We start from the raw sequence: 15,497 nt of genomic DNA, 5'->3' as shown, positions 1-15,497 counted from the left end.
CACTCAGCCCTTCATCATATTGACGTCTTCGACCGCGATCGAGCCGCGGTTGCGGTAGAAGACAACGAGAATTGCAAGACCGATCGCCGCTTCGGCAGCCGCGACTGTCAGGATGAACAGCGCGAAGACCTGGCCGACGATGTCGTTCAGGAAGTGGGAGAAGGCGACCATGTTGATGTTGACGGCAAGCAGGATCAGTTCGATCGACATCAGGATGACGATAACGTTCTTCCGGTTCAGGAAGATGCCGAAGACGCCGAGCGTGAAGAGGATGGCGCTGACCGTCAGGTAGTGGGAAAGTCCGATGATCATGTTCTTTGTTCCTTGACCTGCCTTTAGACGCCCTGCCCGGGCTTGACCGAAACAACCTCGACGGCGGTGGCGGGCGTGCGGGCAACTTGCCTCGGAATATTCTGCCGCTTGATGTTGGTGCGGTGTCTCAACGTCAGCACGATCGCGCCGATCATCGCGACCAGGAGCACCAGACCGGCGATCTGGAAGAAATAGATGTAGTTGGTGTAGAGCACGTCGCCGAGAGCGGCGGTATTGGTGCGCTCGGTGAGTGCCGGGATCGGCATGGCGACTGATTTGGCGATCTCAGGCGAGATGACGCTGCCGCCGATGACGACGATCAGTTCGGCCGCCAGGATCACCCCGATCAACCCGCCGATCGGCGCATAATCGAGAACGCCGGCCCTCAGTTCGGTGAAGTCGATATCGAGCATCATCACCACGAAGAGGAAGAGAACGGCGACGGCGCCGACATAGACGACGAGCAGGATCATCGCCAGGAATTCGGCACCGGCCAGCAGGAAGAGGCCGGCCGCGTTGAAGAACACCAGGATCAGGAAGAGAACCGAGTGAACCGGGTTCTTCGCCCAGATGACCATGAACGCCGACGCCACCGCGACAAAGGCGAAAAGATAGAAAAATAGAGCCTGCAGACCCATGTTGGTGCCTTTTTCATCTTCCCCCGGGCAGCCGGGAGTTTCCCTGCCCGATGGAGCTTTCGCTGGTGCTAACCGGCAAAGCTCCTGTGCATGTTTGACCACGACAGGAGCGCATAAGCTCCATCGCGGCATTTCAAAATCTCAATCAGCGGTACGGCGAGTCGATCGCGATGTTGCGGGCGATTTCGCGCTCCCACCGGTCTCCGTTGTCCAGAAGCCGCGCCTTGTCGAAATAGAGCTCTTCGCGGGTTTCCGTCGCAAATTCGAAATTCGGGCCTTCGACAATCGCATCGACCGGGCAGGCTTCCTGGCAGAAGCCGCAATAGATGCACTTCACCATGTCGATGTCATAACGGACCGTGCGGCGCGTGCCGTCATTGCGGCGCGGCCCCGCCTCGATGGTGATTGCCTGGGCAGGACAGATCGCCTCGCAAAGCTTGCAGGCGATGCAGCGTTCCTCGCCGTTCGGATAACGGCGCAGCGCATGCTCGCCGCGGAAACGCGGGGAAACTGGGCCCTTTTCGAAGGGATAGTTGATCGTCGCCTTCTGGCGGAAGAAATAGCGCATCGACAGAAAGAACGCGCCGACGAATTCCTTGAGAAACAGCGAGCTGATGGAGCCGGACATGCTTGCCATCTTCAACCTCCAATTTTGCCGGAAACGAGAGCGGGCACCATCATGCCCAACCCATCAGTTTCAGCACGAATGCAACGATGACGACCATGGCGAGCGACAGCGGCAGGAAGACCTTCCAGCCGAGGCGCATGAGCTGGTCGTAGCGGTAGCGCGGAACGAAGGCCTTGACCATCGCGAACATGAAGAACACCAGGCAGGCCTTCAGCGTGAACCAGATGATGCCTGGGACCCAGTTGAGGATCCAGATATCAACCGGGGGCAGCCAGCCGCCAAGGAAGAGGATCGTCGTCAGCGCGCACATCAGGCAGACCGCCGCATATTCGCCGAGCATGAACATCATGTATGGCGACGAGCCGTATTCGACCATGAAGCCGGCGACGAGTTCCGATTCGGCTTCCGGAAGATCGAAGGGCGGGCGGTTTGTCTCGGCAAGTGCCGAGATGAAGAAGATGATGAACATCGGGAAGAGCGACAGCCAGTGCCAGTCGAGGAACGACGCCGGCAGGCCGAGCATGGTGCCGAGGCCGGTATGCTGCGCATTGACGATATCGGTCAGGTTCAGCGAGCCGACGCAGAGAAGCACGGTGACGATGACGAAGCCGATCGAGACTTCATAGGACACCATCTGTGCCGCCGAGCGCAGCGCGCCGAGGAACGGATACTTCGAGTTCGAAGCCCAGCCGCCCATGATGATGCCGTAAACCTCAAGCGAAGAGATCGCGAAAATATAGAGGATGCCGACATTGATGTTGGCGATCACCCATCCGTCGGCCAGCGGCACCACCGCCCAGGTGGACAGAGCCAGAAGCACCGTCACCAGCGGAGCAAGCAGGAAGACCGCCTTGTTGGCGCCGGCCGGAATGATCGGCTCCTTGAAGACGAACTTCAAAAGGTCGGCGAAGGACTGGAACAGGCCGAAGGGACCGACGACGTTCGGGCCGCGGCGCAGCTGAACGGCCGCCCAGATCTTGCGGTCGGCGAGGAGCACATAGGCGATGAAGACGAGCAGGCAGACGAGAAGCAGCAGCGACTGGCCGACCATGATGATCGTCGGCAAGACATAGCTTGAAAAGAAAGAATCCATAGTCCCCTGCCCTTACTCTGCCGCGACTTTGAAGTTGTTGCGGGCCAATGCCGAGCACTCCGCCATGACAGCCGAGGCACGCGCTATCGGGTTCGTCAAATAGAAGTCTTTCACCGGCGACGCAAACCCGGATTTGTTCATCTTGCCGGCTTTTTTCGCAACTGCGGCAATTTGGGCGCTATTGGTTTCGGCGATCTCGTCGATGGCGGCGAAATGCGGGAAAGCGGTATAGAGCCGGACACGCAATTCGCTGAGCGAATCGAAGGGAAGCTTCTTGCCGAGCACATCGGAAAGGGCACGGATGATCGCCCAGTCCTCGCGGGCGTCACCCGGCGCAAAACCTGCGCGGTTGCCCATCTGGACGCGGCCTTCGGTATTGACCCAGGTGCCGGACTTTTCGGTATAGGCTGCCGCCGGCAGGATGACGTCGGCATGATGCGCGCCATTATCACCATGCGAGCCGATATAGATGGTGAGCTTGGCCTTCTTGGCGGTGAAGTCGAGCTCGTCGGCGCCGAGCAGGAAGAGCACGTCCATCGCCGTCAGCATCTCGGCGGCATTGACACCCTTGGCGCCCGGCACGAAGCCGAGATCGAGGCCGCCGACACGCGCGGCAGCAGTATGGAGGACGGCAAAGCCGTTCCAGCCTTCGACGACCGCGCCGACCGAGCCGGCGAGCTTGGCAGCACTGGCGAGAACGCCGGGGCCATCGGTGCGCGACAGCGCGCCCTGGCCGATGATGATCATCGGCTTGGCGGCGTTCTTCAGCACGTCCGCGAAGGCGTGGGTGCCGTCGACCAGATCCTTCAGCGTGTCGGGACCGCCGCCGAGGTAATCATAGCTGTAGCGCAGTTCAGCACGCTCGCCGATCACGCCGATCGGGAACTTGCCGCGGCGCCAGCGCTTGCGGATGCGGGCGTTGAGGATGGCCGCCTCGAAGCGCGGATTGGCGCCGATGATCAATAGCGCATCGGCCTGGTCGATGCCGGATATGGTCGGGTTGAAGAGATAGCTTGCACGGCCGAGCGACGGATCGAGTGCCGCCCCATCCTGGCGACAGTCGAGATTGGCCGACCCCAGCGACTTCACCAGTTCGGAGAGCGCATACATTTCCTCGACGGAAGCGAGGTCGCCTGATATCGCGCCGATCTTGTCGCCCGAGGTGGCGCCGACGGCGGCCTTGATGGCGCCGAAGGCTTCGGCCCAAGTGGCAGGCTGCAGGCGGCCGTCGCGGCGAACATAGGGCCGGTCGAGGCGCTGGGTCTTCAGGCCGTCCCAGATGAAGCGGCTCTTGTCGGAAATCCACTCCTCGTTGATCGCCTCATTGACGCGCGGCAGGATGCGCATGACTTCGCGGCCGCGGGTGTCGACGCGGATGGCCGAACCGACGGCATCCATGACGTCGATCGATTCGGTCTTGTTCAGCTCCCACGGGCGTGCGGTGAAGGCGAAGGGCTTCGAGGTGAGCGCGCCGACCGGGCAAAGGTCGACGACGTTGCCCTGCAGCTCGGAGGTCATCGCCTGTTCGAGATAGGTGGTGATCTCTGCATCCTCGCCGCGGCCGATCAGGCCGAGTTCGGAAATGCCGGCGACCTCGGTGGTGAAGCGGACGCAGCGCGTGCAGTGGATGCAGCGGTTCATTACCGTCTTGACGAGCGGGCCGATATACTTGTCCTCGACGGCGCGCTTGTCTTCCTGATAGCGCGAGGTGTCGATGCCGAAGGCCATCGCCTGGTCTTGCAGGTCGCATTCGCCGCCCTGGTCGCAGATCGGGCAATCCAGTGGATGGTTGATCAGCAGGAATTCCATCACACCTTCGCGGGCCTTCTTGACCATCGGGGTGTTTGTGAAAACCTCGGGCAGTTCGCCGTTCGGGCCGCCGCGGATATCGCGCACGCTCATGGCGCAGGAAGCCTGCGGCTTCGGCGGGCCGCCCTTCACCTCGACAAGGCACATGCGGCAGTTGCCGGCAACCGACAGGCGCTCATGGAAGCAGAAGCGCGGAACCTCGGCACCAGCATCCTCGCACGCCTGCAATAGCGTGTAATGATCCGGAACTTCGATCTCGTTGCCGTCAATCTTCAGTTTTGCCATCGTCGCTCAGTCCTGTTTCCCGTTTGCCTGATGACGGCAAACAAACCTATTTTTGCAGCACTCTCATTGCCAAGCCGGATCTTTCGTCCTGCCGGCAGCTGATGTCGCTCAAATTCTCTGTCGCGCGTTCCAGATCCGGAACCCGCACCGGCATCTTGAGGCCCCCGCCCGTCCGCCGACCTGCCCATCTTTCCGGCCGATCGACACGGCCGGACAGTTCATTTCTTCCTGCGGCCCCGCCCTGCCAGAACTTTTGCTTGACCGGTCCAGTCGTCACGGCCGATGCGGCCGTTGAAGCCGAGTTCGACGTCGAGCCGGGCGATTTCCTCGTCGGTCCAGGCGGCAATCTCGGCGAAGCTACGAATGCCCTTGGCGTTCAGCACCTGCTCCAGCTTCGGGCCGATTCCGGCGATCAGCTTGAGATCGTCTGCCTTTCCTGCCCGCGCAACCGGTTTTGCCTTCACTGCCGGCTTTGGCTGGCTGACGGATATCGGCGCGCTGATCGACCTGACAACAGTCAGTGTCGGCTTTGCCTTCTTCTCGGCCGGCGGCTTGGTGAAAGCCTTGACCTGCGAGCGAATATTCTCCGGCCGGATATCGACATCGGGCATCGGCTCGTCTGGCGGCGTGTCATCGAGTGCGGCCGCGACCTTGCCGGTGGTTTCCAGGGCGCTGTGCCAGGCACCGAAGAAAGCGCCGGCCATCTGGGTCGAGATACCGAATCCGATCGCCGTTGCGGCGGCAAAGGCTGCCGCGGGCTGCGCCATCAGCGGATGCACCGGCATCGCCCGTGCATTTTCCAGCATCTCGGCGGCTAGACGGCCGAAACCGGCCGCGAAATCGGCGACTTCTTCCTTCTTCCCATCCTTGGATGCGTTGTCCGCCATGATTATTCAGCCGCCTCCAGAACCGCACCGTGATCAAGCGCGCTTGCCGTATACTGGTCGATACGCTTTTCGATCTCGGGACGGAAGTTACGGATCAGACCCTGCACCGGCCATGCGGCGGCATCGCCCAGCGCACAGATAGTGTGGCCTTCAATCTGCTTCGTCACCTGGAACAGCATGTCGATTTCGCGCTTCTGGGCATTGCCCTTGGCCATGCGCTCCATCACGCGCCACATCCAGCCGGTGCCTTCGCGGCAGGGCGTGCACTGGCCGCAGCTCTCATGCTTGAAGAAGGCGGAGATACGGGCGATCGCCTTGATGACGTCGGTGGACTTATCCATGACGATCGCGGCGGCCGTACCGAAGGAAGAGCCGACGCCGCGCAGGCCGTCGAAATCCATCGGGCAGTCGATGATGTCCTTGGCCGGAACGATCGGGCAGGATGCGCCGCCCGGAATGACGGCGAGCAGGTTGTCCCAGCCGCCGCGGATGCCGCCGGCATGGCGGTCGACCAGTTCGCGGAAGGTGATGCCCATTTCCTCTTCGACCGTGCACGGCTTGTTGACGTGGCCGGAGAGCATGAACAGCTTGGTGCCGACATTGTTCGGACGGCCGATGGCCGAGAACCAGCCGGCGCCGCGGCGCAGGATCGTCGGCGCGACAGCGATCGATTCGACATTGTTGACCGTCGTCGGGCAGCCGTAGAGGCCCATATTGGCCGGGAACGGCGGCTTCAGGCGCGGCTGGCCCTTCTTGCCTTCGAGGCTTTCAAGCAGCGCGGTTTCTTCGCCGCAGATATAGGCGCCGGCGCCGTGATGGACGAAGATATCCATGTCCCAGCCGAGCTTGTTGTTCTTGCCGAGCAGGCCATAATCATAGCATTCGTCGATCGCCGCCTGCAGCGCTTCACGCTCGCGGATATATTCGCCACGCACATAGATATAGGCCGCATTGGCGCCCATCGCGAAGCTCGCAACGACGCAGCCTTCGATCAGCGTATGCGGATCGTGGCGCATGATGTCGCGGTCTTTGCAGGTGCCGGGCTCGGACTCGTCGGCGTTGACCACGAGGTAGTGCGGGCGGCCGTCGCTTTCTTTCGGCATGAAGGACCATTTGAGGCCTGTGGGGAAACCGGCGCCGCCACGACCGCGAAGGCCTGACGCCTTCATCTCGTTGATGATCCAGTCGCGACCCTTTTCGAGGATCTGCTTGGTGCCGTCCCAATGGCCGCGGCTCATCGCGCCCTTCAGGGATTTGTCCTTGAGGCCGTAGATGTTGGTAAAGATGCGGTCTTTATCTTGTAACATGCTTCACCTCTTACCGCGGCTTCTTGCCGAAGACCTTGATATATTCCGCTTCCCCGCCCTTGGCGAGCGCCTTGGCCTGCTTGACCCAGTCGTCGCGCTCGATGCGGCCGCGGAAATTCAGATAGCCGTCGACCCATTCGCGTTCGGCCTTCTTCCAGCCTGCGACCTGCGCGAAGGTGAAGATGCCGATTTCGTTCAACGTCGCCTCGATCTTCGGGCCGACACCCGAGATCATCTTCAAATCATCCGGTGCGGCGGGCTTTTCGATGCCGGCCGGCCGATTCTTGTCGGTCAGAGCGGGCTTTGCCGCGGGGGGAGCTTCCGCTTTGACGGCAGCTTTCGGCGCCGGTTCGGCAGCCCCAGTGCCCGATATCGGCTGCTGCTCGGCTGCCTTTGAGTTTTTCGCAGCCGCCTTCGGCGCCGTTGCCGGCGTCTTCAGGGCGGCATTGGTTTCGGCATCGGTGCTTTTCGCGCGGCCGGCCTCGGAGGGCGGAACGGGAGCGCGGTCGACCGGAGCCGACACGGTTTCGACGTCGGCCTTCTTGGCGCGCGTCCTTGCCTTCGGCTCTTCGGTCGTCAGCGAGGTCAGGCCGCCTTCGGGCGCCGAAAACACCCGATCGATCTGGGTGCCGGGCTTGATGCTGGCGCCATTGCCGGCGGCAAAGATGTCGATGATCTCTTCGAGACGCTCGGGCGTCAGGTCTTCATAGGTGTCCTTGCCGATCATCACCATCGGCGCGTTGACGCAGGCCCCGAGACATTCGACCTCTTCCCAGGACAGCGTGCCTTCGGCATTGCGCTCGAAGGCATGGGCATGGATCTTGCTCTTGCAGACCGACATCAGCGCTTCGGAGCCGCGCAGCATGCAGGGCGTCGTGCCGCACACCTGGACATGGGCGCGCGTGCCGACCGGATGCAGCTGGAACTGCGTATAGAAGGTCGCGACCTCGAGCACTCTTATATAGGCCATGTCGAGCATGTCGGCGATCTTTTCGATCGCCGCGCGCGTGACCCAGCCGTCCTGCTCCTGCGCCCGCATCAACAGCGGAATGACCGCCGATTGCTGGCGGCCGGCGGGGTATTTCTGGATCGTCTTGTCCGCCCAGACCGCGTTCTCATCGCTGAATGCGAATGCGGCAGGCTGGAATTGATCTTCGGCTAATCGACGAACGGACATTCTTCCTCACGCCTTGTCAGTTTAGGGTTCCACACCGCGAAGCGGTCAAAGACTGCATTTCGCAGGCATAGGCCGACTGGTCTTTTTGCAAAAACACTACGAATTTGCTGCCGTTCGGAATGGCAGCCTTGATCTGATAGCCCTTGGACAAAAGCTCGCCCATGGACGATTGCTGCGCCGGCGGCGTCTCTTCCTTACGGCCCAGCGGCGTGCCGAGACTATCGGAGTCCTGAGCCGAAACCCCGGATGCCGAAAGAAGAATTGCGATGGCCAGCAGAAGCTGCATCAGCGGTCCACCTCGCCGAAGACGATGTCGAGCGAGCCGAGCACGGCCGCGACGTCGGCAAGCTGGTGACCGCGGCACATGAAGTCCATCGCCTGCAGATGGGCGTAACCCGGCGCGCGGATCTTGCAGCGATAGGGCTTGTTGGTGCCGTCGGAGACGAGATAGACGCCGAACTCACCTTTCGGCGCCTCGACGGCGGCATAAACCTCGCCGGCCGGCACATGGTAGCCTTCGGTATAGAGTTTGAAGTGGTGGATTAGCGCTTCCATCGAGCGCTTCATCTCGCCGCGCTTCGGCGGTACGACCTTGCCGTCGATCGACGAGAAGGGACCGGTCTTCGCATCCGAGAGCAGGCGGTTGACGCATTGCTTCATGATGCGGACCGATTCGCGCATCTCGATCATGCGGATCAGATATCGGTCGTAGTTGTCGCCATTCTTGCCGATCGGGATGTCGAATTCGAGATCGGAATAACATTCATAGGGCTGGGCGCGACGCAGATCCCAGGCCGCACCCGAACCACGCACCATGACGCCGGAGAAGCCCCAGGCCCAGCATTCCTGCAGCGAGACGACGCCGATATCGACGTTGCGCTGCTTGAAGATGCGGTTGCCGGTCAATAGGTTGTCGATGTCGTCGAGCGCCTTCAGGAACGGGTCGCACCAGTTACCGATATCCTGCACAAGCTGTTCGGGCAGATCCTGGTGGACGCCGCCTGGACGGAAATAGGCGGCGTGCATGCGTGAGCCGCTGGCGCGCTCGTAGAACACCATCAGCTTTTCACGCTCTTCGAAGCCCCAGAGCGGCGGCGTCAGCGCGCCAACGTCCATGGCCTGCGTCGTGACGTTCAGAAGGTGCGAGAGGATGCGGCCGATTTCCGAATAGAGAACGCGGATCAGCTGGCCGCGAATCGGGATCTCGATGCCGAGCAGCTTTTCGACAGCCATCGCATAGGCATGTTCCTGGTTCATCGGCGCGACGTAATCGAGCCGATCGAAATAGGGCACGGCCTGAAGATAAGTCTTGGTCTCGATCAGCTTCTCGGTGCCGCGATGCAAAAGGCCGATATGCGGATCGACACGCTCCACAATTTCGCCGTCAAGCTCCAGGACAAGACGAAGAACGCCGTGCGCCGCCGGATGCTGCGGTCCGAAGTTGATGTTGAAGTTGCGGACGTTATGTTCGGTCATGCTGCGTGCTCCATGCCAAACGCGTTGCCAATCAAGCGAATAGCGAATGGCGAATAGCGAATAGTTTCGTTCGGTCTCATTACTTCTCCTGGAGACTCCGTATCAGCGCCCCGAATCATTCGTCCGATCTCGTCGCACTTTCCGGTCATCTACCTAAACTCACTCTCGTCGATCAGGCCGATGCGATGAGAAATGAGCATATGCGTTTCCAATTCCTTCAACGAACCTTGAGAGATACGCAGAAACTGAATGAAACTTCCCGTGACCTCACGTCCGTGTCCTTCAGCAATATTGGCTGCGATCGAACTCGCCGCCCTGCGTATCTGAGCTGTCAGACCGTAAACCTCCTCCCTGGGAAATATTCTGGTCAGTTGATAACAATCCACCGCGAGATCGATCGCAATCTGCCAGACCTTAAGATCCTTGTAGGAGTTTATCGTCTGCCCGCCCCTTCCAACTATTCGCTATTCGCTACTCACTATTCGCCGCTACGGCTTCGCCTTCTCATCGCCCGGCAGCACATATTCCGTTCCTTCCCAGGGAGACATGAAGTCGAAATTGCGGAATTCCTGTTTCAGTTCGACCGGCTCGTAAACGACGCGCTTTGCCGCATCGTCATAGCGAACCTCGACGAAACCGGTCGTCGGGAAGTCCTTGCGCAGCGGGTGGCCTTCGAATCCGTAGTCGGTCAGGATGCGGCGCAGGTCCGGATGGCCGGTGAAGAGCACGCCATACATGTCCCAGGTCTCGCGTTCGAACCAGTCGGCGCCCGGATAGACCGGGCAGGCCGACGGAACCGGCGTATCCTCGTCGGTCGCGACCTTGACGCGGATGCGCAGGTTCTTCTTCGGCGACAGCAGGTGATAGACGACGTCGAAACGCAGCTCGCGCTGCGGCCAATCGACCCCGCAAATATCGATCAGGTTGACGAAACCGCATTTGGCGTCGTCGCGCAGGAAGGTCAGCAGGGCGATCAGGTTCTCACCCGTCGTCGTCAGCGTCAGTTCGCCATACTTCATCTGCGATGCGGCGATCAGGTTGCCGCGCGCTTCGCCAAGGTAGGACGCAAGCTCAGTCAGGGCTTCACTCATATGCCTTGTCCTTAACCCTTAGCGTTCGATCGTGCCGGTACGCCGGATCTTCTTCTGCAGCAGAAGCACGCCATAAAGCAGCGCCTCTGCCGTGGGGGGACAGCCCGGCACGTAGATGTCGATCGGTACGATGCGGTCGCAGCCGCGCACCACCGAATAGGAATAGTGATAATAGCCGCCGCCATTGGCGCAGGAGCCCATCGAGATGACATAACGCGGCTCGGGCATCTGGTCGTAGACCTTGCGTAGCGCCGGCGCCATCTTGTTGGTCAGCGTGCCGGCGACGATCATCACGTCGGACTGGCGCGGCGAGGCGCGCGGCGCAAAACCGAAGCGCTCGACGTCATAACGCGGCATCGACAGTTGCATCATCTCGACGGCGCAACAGGCAAGGCCGAAGGTCATCCACATCAGCGAGCCGGTGCGGGCCCAGTTGATCAGTTCGTCGGTCGAGGTGACGAGAAACCCCTTGTCAGCAAGCTCGTTGTTGATCTCGCCAAAAAACGGGTCGTTGCTGCCGATCGGCTTGCCGGTCGAGGGATCAATGATCCCCTTCGGCTGCTGTGCCACAAGCGGCTGATTGCTCACAGGGGCTACTCCCATTCCAGGGCTCCCTTCTTCCATTCATAGATAAAGCCGATGGTCAGCACGAGAAGGAAGACCATCATGGACCAGAAGCCGAACCAGCCGATGGCGCCGAAAGACACGGCCCAGGGAAAGAGGAAGGCGACTTCGAGGTCGAAGATGATGAAGAGGATCGACACGAGGTAGAAACGGATGTCGAACTTCATGCGGGCGTCGTCGAAAGCGTTGAAGCCGCACTCGTAAGCCGAGAGCTTTTCCGAATCGGGCGCTTTGAACGCCACGGCGAACGGCGCAATGAGCAGCGCCAGGCCGATAACGAGCGCAATAGCAATGAAGATAGCGATCGGAATATAAGAACTGAGCAGTTCAGTCATCATGTTCATCCCTGCTTGCCGGTGACGCCAGGCGGCGCATTTGGGCAAATGCCCGGCAAGCGAATGTGCGTTGCAACAAGCCGTGGTTAGCGCAGCCGAGGCCTCGGCGCAAGACTTTTACGGAGGCAATTCGACGCGTGTCGCGCGGACATTATCAAGCAGGTGCAACGATGTCGCGACAAATCCGTGCAAGCCGCTTCAGCGCGCATGGCTGACCACTGGAAACTGCATGGCTTTCGGAAGAAATGGCGCGAGTGACGGGGCTCGAACCCGCGACCTCCGGCGTGACAGGCCGGCACTCTAACCGACTGAGCTACACCCGCGCATTGATCGGCCATTTTACGGCCGCGAGGATTAGGAAATCCGGACAAACGACAAATCGCATTTGCGTTTTACAAGACTTGAAATGGCGCGAGTGACGGGGCTCGAACCCGCGACCTCCGGCGTGACAGGCCGGCACTCTAACCAACTGAGCTACACCCGCAATTCATTTCAAGCAGTCCGGATGCCTTCGCACCCTCTCCAAAACGGCTGCCCGTTTCGATGAGCGGCTAACTACGGGGTTCGCCTTTTAGTGTCAAGCAGGTTTGGAGACAAAACAATGACAGTCCGTGAATTGTTTCGGCGGGTTGGGTGCCAGACGAACAAAAGTCGGCGCTTCGGTCTTCCGCAGCGATGCTCAGCCGCAGCCGCAACGCCTTCGTAACGGGGGTGCTCGCCGCCCTCCCCTCACTTTTCCACAGCCGAGCCCAGCCTAAGCAGCATTGCAAGACATGGGACCACCACCAAAAAAATCAAAAAATCTTCACAAACACTCTTGCGGTTTTGCCTCGATCCGCATAGATCACGGCCACCAACGCGGCAGGCCGATCCGGCTTCGTTTGCGATGGGCGATTAGCTCAGTTGGTAGAGCGCCTCGTTTACACCGAGGATGTCGGCGGTTCGAGTCCGTCATCGCCCACCATTTCTGAAATTTCCTGGAGCTTGTTCATCAGATTGGGCTTCCGAATTAGTTCGCTAATCCGGTCACGATCTGCGCAAGGTGTTTTGTCAGGAGACATCTCATGAAAACCGTTGCCATTATCTCTACGCTGCTTCTCGCCGGCGTGGCTGCGCCGCCGTGCATTGCCAAAGAGCCGGCGCAAGAGGTTTTCCTGTCTGCCGGGGACCAGAAGATCAAGACCTCGGGAGAAACCCCGGCGCGTGAAGCCAGGACCTATCTCCTGAGAATGCCGTCAGATCTGCCGATTATTTTTTCCGTCGATGCCGACAATTCAGCCTGCAGCCTGGAAATCAAGAAAACCAGCCAGCGCGGCGTCTTAAGCACAATCAGCCGATTCCCCGCATCTTTCAGAGACAGCGGTCAAAGCGGTGATAAATATACGTTTTCGTTTTTCCAAAACCGCGTTTCATTTGTGAATGGCGCCCGATGCGCTTTCTCATTTTCACTAACGCAGAAGTGATAGCGTGATTTGGGCGGTGGGCATGCCTCGCCGTCAACGGGCACTCATCGCCCACCATTTTCATCTCTTCGCCAGTTCTTTCTCCACCGCCGAAACCAGCCGCGAATCATCCGCCGTCACGTCAGGCGCGAAGCGGGCGGCGACTTTGCCGTCGCGGCCGATCAGGAATTTTTCGAAGTTCCAGAGGATGTCGTCCTCATCTCCGCCTGTCAGCCCATGGGATTTCAGGCGTTCTCGCATCGGGCCGTCACCCGTTGTCGCGACACCCGACTTGGTCAGTTGCCGGTAAAGCGGATGCTGGGCTTCGCCCTTGACCGAGATCTTCGAGAAGATCGGGAAGGTGACGTCGTAGGTGCTGGTGCAGAAATCGAGGATCTCGGCGTCGGTGCCGGGCTCCTGACCCTTGAAGTCGTTAGCGGGAAAGGCGGCGATGACGAAGCCGCGCTCGCGCTTTTCCCCATAGAGCTTTTCCAGCCCCTCATATTGTGGCGTGAGACCGCATTTCGAGGCGACATTGACCACCAAGAGCACCCTGCCCTTGTATTCGTTGAGCGTGGTCTCACGACCATCCACAGTCTTGACCGGGATATCCAGCACATTGCCCGTCACGGGAACCTCCAATTTCGTAAGGATATGTTTCGCCAAGCTTAGCGATATCGCCGCTGTTGTCATCAGCGTCGGGATCAACTTGGCTTCCACAGGACGCCGGTGCGGCTTACGGCCGCACCGGGCCTCAGCACCTCAGGCGGGAGACGTTTCCTTCACGTCGTCGAGCAGGAAGTGCACGACGAGATAATCCGTCTTGTAATGGCGGCCACTTTCCGACACGGAATCGACGCTGCCGCCGTCCTTCGGGTGCCAGGGGTGATAGTGGGGGTTGGTGGTAATCAGCGTGATGGCCTTGCCATCTCTTTCGCCAAGCCGGAAGCGCATCTCGGCGAGCGGCCAGATCCGCTCGTAATCCTGCATGCTGATTCGCGCCTTCAGCGCCTTGCGCTGCAGCGGCGCTTCGCCGGCTTCGGCTGGTGTTTCCAACATCACCTCCTCAGCTCCGCTGATGATGGCGTTGAATTCTTCAGGCCACATGCGTCTCATGAAATCGCTCCTCCCGAGGCTTTTTCGTCAGTTCACAGATGGAACTTAGCGGTTTGTTCGAAAGAAGCAAATTCTGTCATGCGGTTGTCATCGGTGCCAGCTGCTCCTACCTTCCCGTCAAACCGCATCAGGGCCGTCAGTCGCCCGCAATCCCGGGATCAAGATGAAGACACGTGAAGAAAGGCAGGCGCTCCGGGCGAGCATGCCGCGCACCCCGCTCAGCGCCCACCACATGGAAAACGCCCGGCTGCTGCCGGATCGTGGCGAACTGCTCTATCGGATTCCGAACGGCGGCATCGGCGTCGAGGTGGGAGCAGCCTTCGGCGAATATACGGTGGAGATCCTGGAAAAGAATCGCCCGGCAGAGCTCTACCTCATCGATCCCTGGTCGATGGATCGCTACAGCTCCGGGCTCGACGCGATCCACACGAATTTCGCGGCCGAGATTGAGGCCGGCCGACTGCATTTGATGCAAGGTACATCGCTTGAGAAGCTTGCCGAATTCGCGGACGATTTCCTCGACTGGGCCTATATCGATACCGATCATTCCTTCGAGCTGACCTGGCAGGAATTGCTGCTCTGCGAAAAGAAGGTGAAGCGCACGGGGCGTATTGCCGGGCATGATTTCTGCACCGGCAATACGGTTAAGCCGATCGTCTATGGCGTCGTCGAGGCGGTCACCAAATTCTGCAAGGATTACGGCTGGCAATTCGAGTTCCTGACGGTCGAATCGCACGCGCATTTTTCCTATTGCCTGAAGCGGCTCTAATCAGGCCTTGCCGGAATATTGCTCGTCGCTGACCTTTTCCATCCAGTCGACGTGATTGCCGTCCAGCGCCTCATGAATGGCGATGTGCGTCATCGCCGTGTCCGGGGCAGCACCATGCCAATGTTTTTCGCCCGGCGCGAACCAGACGGTATCGCCGGCGCGGATCTCGCGGATCTCCCCACCCCAGCTCTGGGCGAGGCCCTTGCCTGATGTCACGATCAGCGTCTGGCCGAGCGGATGTATATGCCAGGCCGTGCGGGCGCTGGGTTCGAAGGTGACGGAGACCGCCCTCGCCCGTGCAGGCGCCGGCGTCTCCATCAGCGGATCCTGACGAACGGCGCCGGTGAAATAGTCGGCCGGTGGCTTCGTCGAGGGGCGAGAGCCGGCGGGTTTGATCTCCATGATCTGTCCTTTTCCATCCATGCGGTTGAAGCCTTGTAGCAGAACGATATTTCATCGGGGCGACCAATCAAAGCCTGATCGGCAATTGCCGCGGAGTCGCCCGGCT

Annotated in this window: 18 protein-coding genes, 3 tRNA genes and 1 pseudogene; 3 read left to right on the top strand and 19 right to left on the bottom strand. The window is 60.2% G+C overall.

Annotated features, from left to right (window positions below; genetic code table 11):
- Nucleotides 1–3: 3 nt before the first annotated feature.
- The 16 genes and pseudogenes from nuoK to N1937_RS07365 form a co-directional block, all read right to left on the bottom strand.
- Complete coding sequence (gene nuoK / locus N1937_RS07440; RefSeq protein ID WP_017963857.1) at nucleotides 4–312, bottom strand: NADH-quinone oxidoreductase subunit NuoK; 309 nt, start codon at nucleotides 310–312, stop codon at nucleotides 4–6.
- A 23-nt stretch (nucleotides 313–335) separates the two neighbouring features.
- A complete protein-coding gene (locus N1937_RS07435; RefSeq protein WP_170280135.1) occupies nucleotides 336–950 on the bottom strand; it encodes an NADH-quinone oxidoreductase subunit J in 615 nt (204 codons plus the stop codon).
- Nucleotides 951–1,095: 145 nt separating this feature from the next.
- Nucleotides 1,096–1,587 carry an NADH-quinone oxidoreductase subunit NuoI gene (gene nuoI / locus N1937_RS07430; RefSeq protein WP_017963855.1) on the bottom strand — a complete coding sequence of 164 codons (492 nt, stop codon included), beginning with the start codon at nucleotides 1,585–1,587 and terminating at the stop codon, nucleotides 1,096–1,098.
- Between the two features lie 40 nt (nucleotides 1,588–1,627).
- Nucleotides 1,628–2,671, bottom strand: a complete 1,044-nt coding sequence (gene nuoH / locus N1937_RS07425; RefSeq protein ID WP_017963854.1) for an NADH-quinone oxidoreductase subunit NuoH — start codon at nucleotides 2,669–2,671, stop codon at nucleotides 1,628–1,630.
- 12 nt (nucleotides 2,672–2,683) lie between these two features.
- Nucleotides 2,684–4,765, bottom strand: a complete 2,082-nt coding sequence (nuoG, locus tag N1937_RS07420; protein ID WP_017963853.1) for an NADH-quinone oxidoreductase subunit NuoG — start codon at nucleotides 4,763–4,765, stop codon at nucleotides 2,684–2,686.
- Nucleotides 4,766–4,983: 218 nt separating this feature from the next.
- On the bottom strand, nucleotides 4,984–5,652 hold the full coding sequence (locus N1937_RS07415; RefSeq protein WP_017963852.1) for a 5' DNA nuclease: 669 nt from the start codon (nucleotides 5,650–5,652) through the stop codon (nucleotides 4,984–4,986).
- A gap of 2 nt (nucleotides 5,653–5,654) precedes the next feature.
- Nucleotides 5,655–6,959 carry an NADH-quinone oxidoreductase subunit NuoF gene (nuoF, locus tag N1937_RS07410; protein WP_003558451.1) on the bottom strand — a complete coding sequence of 435 codons (1,305 nt, stop codon included), beginning with the start codon at nucleotides 6,957–6,959 and terminating at the stop codon, nucleotides 5,655–5,657.
- 10 nt (nucleotides 6,960–6,969) lie between these two features.
- Entirely contained in the window at nucleotides 6,970–8,136 is a 1,167-nt protein-coding gene (locus tag N1937_RS07405; RefSeq protein WP_260058111.1) for an NADH-quinone oxidoreductase subunit E, read from the bottom strand.
- Nucleotides 8,137–8,152: 16 nt separating this feature from the next.
- A complete protein-coding gene (locus N1937_RS07400) occupies nucleotides 8,153–8,422 on the bottom strand; it encodes a hypothetical protein (RefSeq protein WP_017963850.1) in 270 nt (89 codons plus the stop codon).
- Nucleotides 8,422–9,612 (bottom strand): NADH-quinone oxidoreductase subunit D, encoded by a 1,191-nt coding sequence (locus N1937_RS07395; RefSeq protein WP_017963849.1) that lies wholly within the window; start codon nucleotides 9,610–9,612, stop codon nucleotides 8,422–8,424. Before N1937_RS07395 ends, N1937_RS07400 begins: the two co-directional genes overlap by 1 nt.
- 79 nt (nucleotides 9,613–9,691) lie before the next feature.
- Nucleotides 9,692–10,016 (bottom strand): annotated as a pseudogene (locus tag N1937_RS07390) (four helix bundle protein).
- A gap of 84 nt (nucleotides 10,017–10,100) precedes the next feature.
- Nucleotides 10,101–10,703: an NADH-quinone oxidoreductase subunit C gene (locus N1937_RS07385; protein WP_017963848.1), complete on the bottom strand. Its 603-nt coding sequence runs from the start codon at nucleotides 10,701–10,703 to the stop codon at nucleotides 10,101–10,103.
- Nucleotides 10,704–10,721: 18 nt separating this feature from the next.
- Nucleotides 10,722–11,306 (bottom strand): NuoB/complex I 20 kDa subunit family protein, encoded by a 585-nt coding sequence (locus N1937_RS07380; RefSeq protein WP_003547368.1) that lies wholly within the window; start codon nucleotides 11,304–11,306, stop codon nucleotides 10,722–10,724.
- Nucleotides 11,297–11,662, bottom strand: a complete 366-nt coding sequence (locus N1937_RS07375) for an NADH-quinone oxidoreductase subunit A (RefSeq protein WP_010055493.1) — start codon at nucleotides 11,660–11,662, stop codon at nucleotides 11,297–11,299. Before N1937_RS07375 ends, N1937_RS07380 begins: the two co-directional genes overlap by 10 nt.
- A gap of 246 nt (nucleotides 11,663–11,908) precedes the next feature.
- Nucleotides 11,909–11,985 (bottom strand) — tRNA-Asp (locus N1937_RS07370).
- Between the two features lie 84 nt (nucleotides 11,986–12,069).
- Nucleotides 12,070–12,146 (bottom strand) — tRNA-Asp (locus N1937_RS07365).
- Nucleotides 12,147–12,550: 404 nt separating this feature from the next.
- Between N1937_RS07365 and N1937_RS07360 the strand changes: the two genes are divergently transcribed.
- Both N1937_RS07360 and N1937_RS07355 read left to right on the top strand, forming a co-directional pair.
- Nucleotides 12,551–12,626, top strand: a tRNA-Val gene (locus N1937_RS07360).
- Between the two features lie 100 nt (nucleotides 12,627–12,726).
- Nucleotides 12,727–13,125 carry a hypothetical protein gene (locus N1937_RS07355; protein WP_260058110.1) on the top strand — a complete coding sequence of 133 codons (399 nt, stop codon included), beginning with the start codon at nucleotides 12,727–12,729 and terminating at the stop codon, nucleotides 13,123–13,125.
- Between the two features lie 60 nt (nucleotides 13,126–13,185).
- Here the strand turns inward: N1937_RS07355 and N1937_RS07350 are convergent, their stop codons facing one another.
- Both N1937_RS07350 and N1937_RS07345 read right to left on the bottom strand, forming a co-directional pair.
- A complete protein-coding gene (locus N1937_RS07350; RefSeq protein WP_026154112.1) occupies nucleotides 13,186–13,734 on the bottom strand; it encodes a glutathione peroxidase in 549 nt (182 codons plus the stop codon).
- A 132-nt stretch (nucleotides 13,735–13,866) separates the two neighbouring features.
- Nucleotides 13,867–14,220: a hypothetical protein gene (locus N1937_RS07345; RefSeq protein ID WP_222384764.1), complete on the bottom strand. Its 354-nt coding sequence runs from the start codon at nucleotides 14,218–14,220 to the stop codon at nucleotides 13,867–13,869.
- Between the two features lie 163 nt (nucleotides 14,221–14,383).
- Here N1937_RS07345 and N1937_RS07340 point away from each other — a divergent pair, with 163 nt between their 5' ends.
- Nucleotides 14,384–14,989: a class I SAM-dependent methyltransferase gene (locus N1937_RS07340; RefSeq protein WP_260058109.1), complete on the top strand. Its 606-nt coding sequence runs from the start codon at nucleotides 14,384–14,386 to the stop codon at nucleotides 14,987–14,989.
- Here the strand turns inward: N1937_RS07340 and N1937_RS07335 are convergent, their stop codons facing one another.
- Complete coding sequence (locus N1937_RS07335) at nucleotides 14,990–15,391, bottom strand: (R)-mandelonitrile lyase (RefSeq protein ID WP_260058108.1); 402 nt, start codon at nucleotides 15,389–15,391, stop codon at nucleotides 14,990–14,992.
- Between the last annotated feature and the right edge of the window lie 106 nt (nucleotides 15,392–15,497).

The organism is Rhizobium sp. WSM4643, assembly GCF_025152745.1.
In the GTDB taxonomy this organism is placed as follows: domain Bacteria; phylum Pseudomonadota; class Alphaproteobacteria; order Rhizobiales; family Rhizobiaceae; genus Rhizobium; species Rhizobium leguminosarum_I.
Note: the sequence above shows the minus strand (reverse complement) of the source record. Positions and strands in the feature narration are given on the sequence as shown.

Bases quoted from the DNA above. Each gene is read 5' to 3' on its own strand.
- N1937_RS07435 (WP_170280135.1), bottom strand. From the start codon at position 950: ATGGGTCTGCAGGCTCTATTTTTCTATCTTTTCGCCTTTGTCGCGGTG.
- N1937_RS07380 (WP_003547368.1), bottom strand. From the start codon at position 11,306: ATGGGAGTAGCCCCTGTGAGCAATCAGCCGCTTGTGGCACAGCAGCCG.
- N1937_RS07385 (WP_017963848.1), bottom strand. From the start codon at position 10,703: ATGAGTGAAGCCCTGACTGAGCTTGCGTCCTACCTTGGCGAAGCGCGC.
- nuoK (WP_017963857.1), bottom strand. From the start codon at position 312: ATGATCATCGGACTTTCCCACTACCTGACGGTCAGCGCCATCCTCTTC.
- N1937_RS07395 (WP_017963849.1), bottom strand. From the start codon at position 9,612: ATGACCGAACATAACGTCCGCAACTTCAACATCAACTTCGGACCGCAG.
- nuoH (WP_017963854.1), bottom strand. From the start codon at position 2,671: ATGGATTCTTTCTTTTCAAGCTATGTCTTGCCGACGATCATCATGGTC.
- N1937_RS07405 (WP_260058111.1), bottom strand. From the start codon at position 8,136: ATGTCCGTTCGTCGATTAGCCGAAGATCAATTCCAGCCTGCCGCATTC.
- N1937_RS07345 (WP_222384764.1), bottom strand. From the start codon at position 14,220: ATGAGACGCATGTGGCCTGAAGAATTCAACGCCATCATCAGCGGAGCT.
- N1937_RS07355 (WP_260058110.1), top strand. From the start codon at position 12,727: ATGAAAACCGTTGCCATTATCTCTACGCTGCTTCTCGCCGGCGTGGCT.
- N1937_RS07375 (WP_010055493.1), bottom strand. From the start codon at position 11,662: ATGACTGAACTGCTCAGTTCTTATATTCCGATCGCTATCTTCATTGCT.
- N1937_RS07340 (WP_260058109.1), top strand. From the start codon at position 14,384: ATGAAGACACGTGAAGAAAGGCAGGCGCTCCGGGCGAGCATGCCGCGC.
- nuoF (WP_003558451.1), bottom strand. From the start codon at position 6,959: ATGTTACAAGATAAAGACCGCATCTTTACCAACATCTACGGCCTCAAG.
- N1937_RS07335 (WP_260058108.1), bottom strand. From the start codon at position 15,391: ATGGAGATCAAACCCGCCGGCTCTCGCCCCTCGACGAAGCCACCGGCC.
- N1937_RS07400 (WP_017963850.1), bottom strand. From the start codon at position 8,422: ATGCAGCTTCTGCTGGCCATCGCAATTCTTCTTTCGGCATCCGGGGTT.
- N1937_RS07415 (WP_017963852.1), bottom strand. From the start codon at position 5,652: ATGGCGGACAACGCATCCAAGGATGGGAAGAAGGAAGAAGTCGCCGAT.
- nuoI (WP_017963855.1), bottom strand. From the start codon at position 1,587: ATGGCAAGCATGTCCGGCTCCATCAGCTCGCTGTTTCTCAAGGAATTC.
- nuoG (WP_017963853.1), bottom strand. From the start codon at position 4,765: ATGGCAAAACTGAAGATTGACGGCAACGAGATCGAAGTTCCGGATCAT.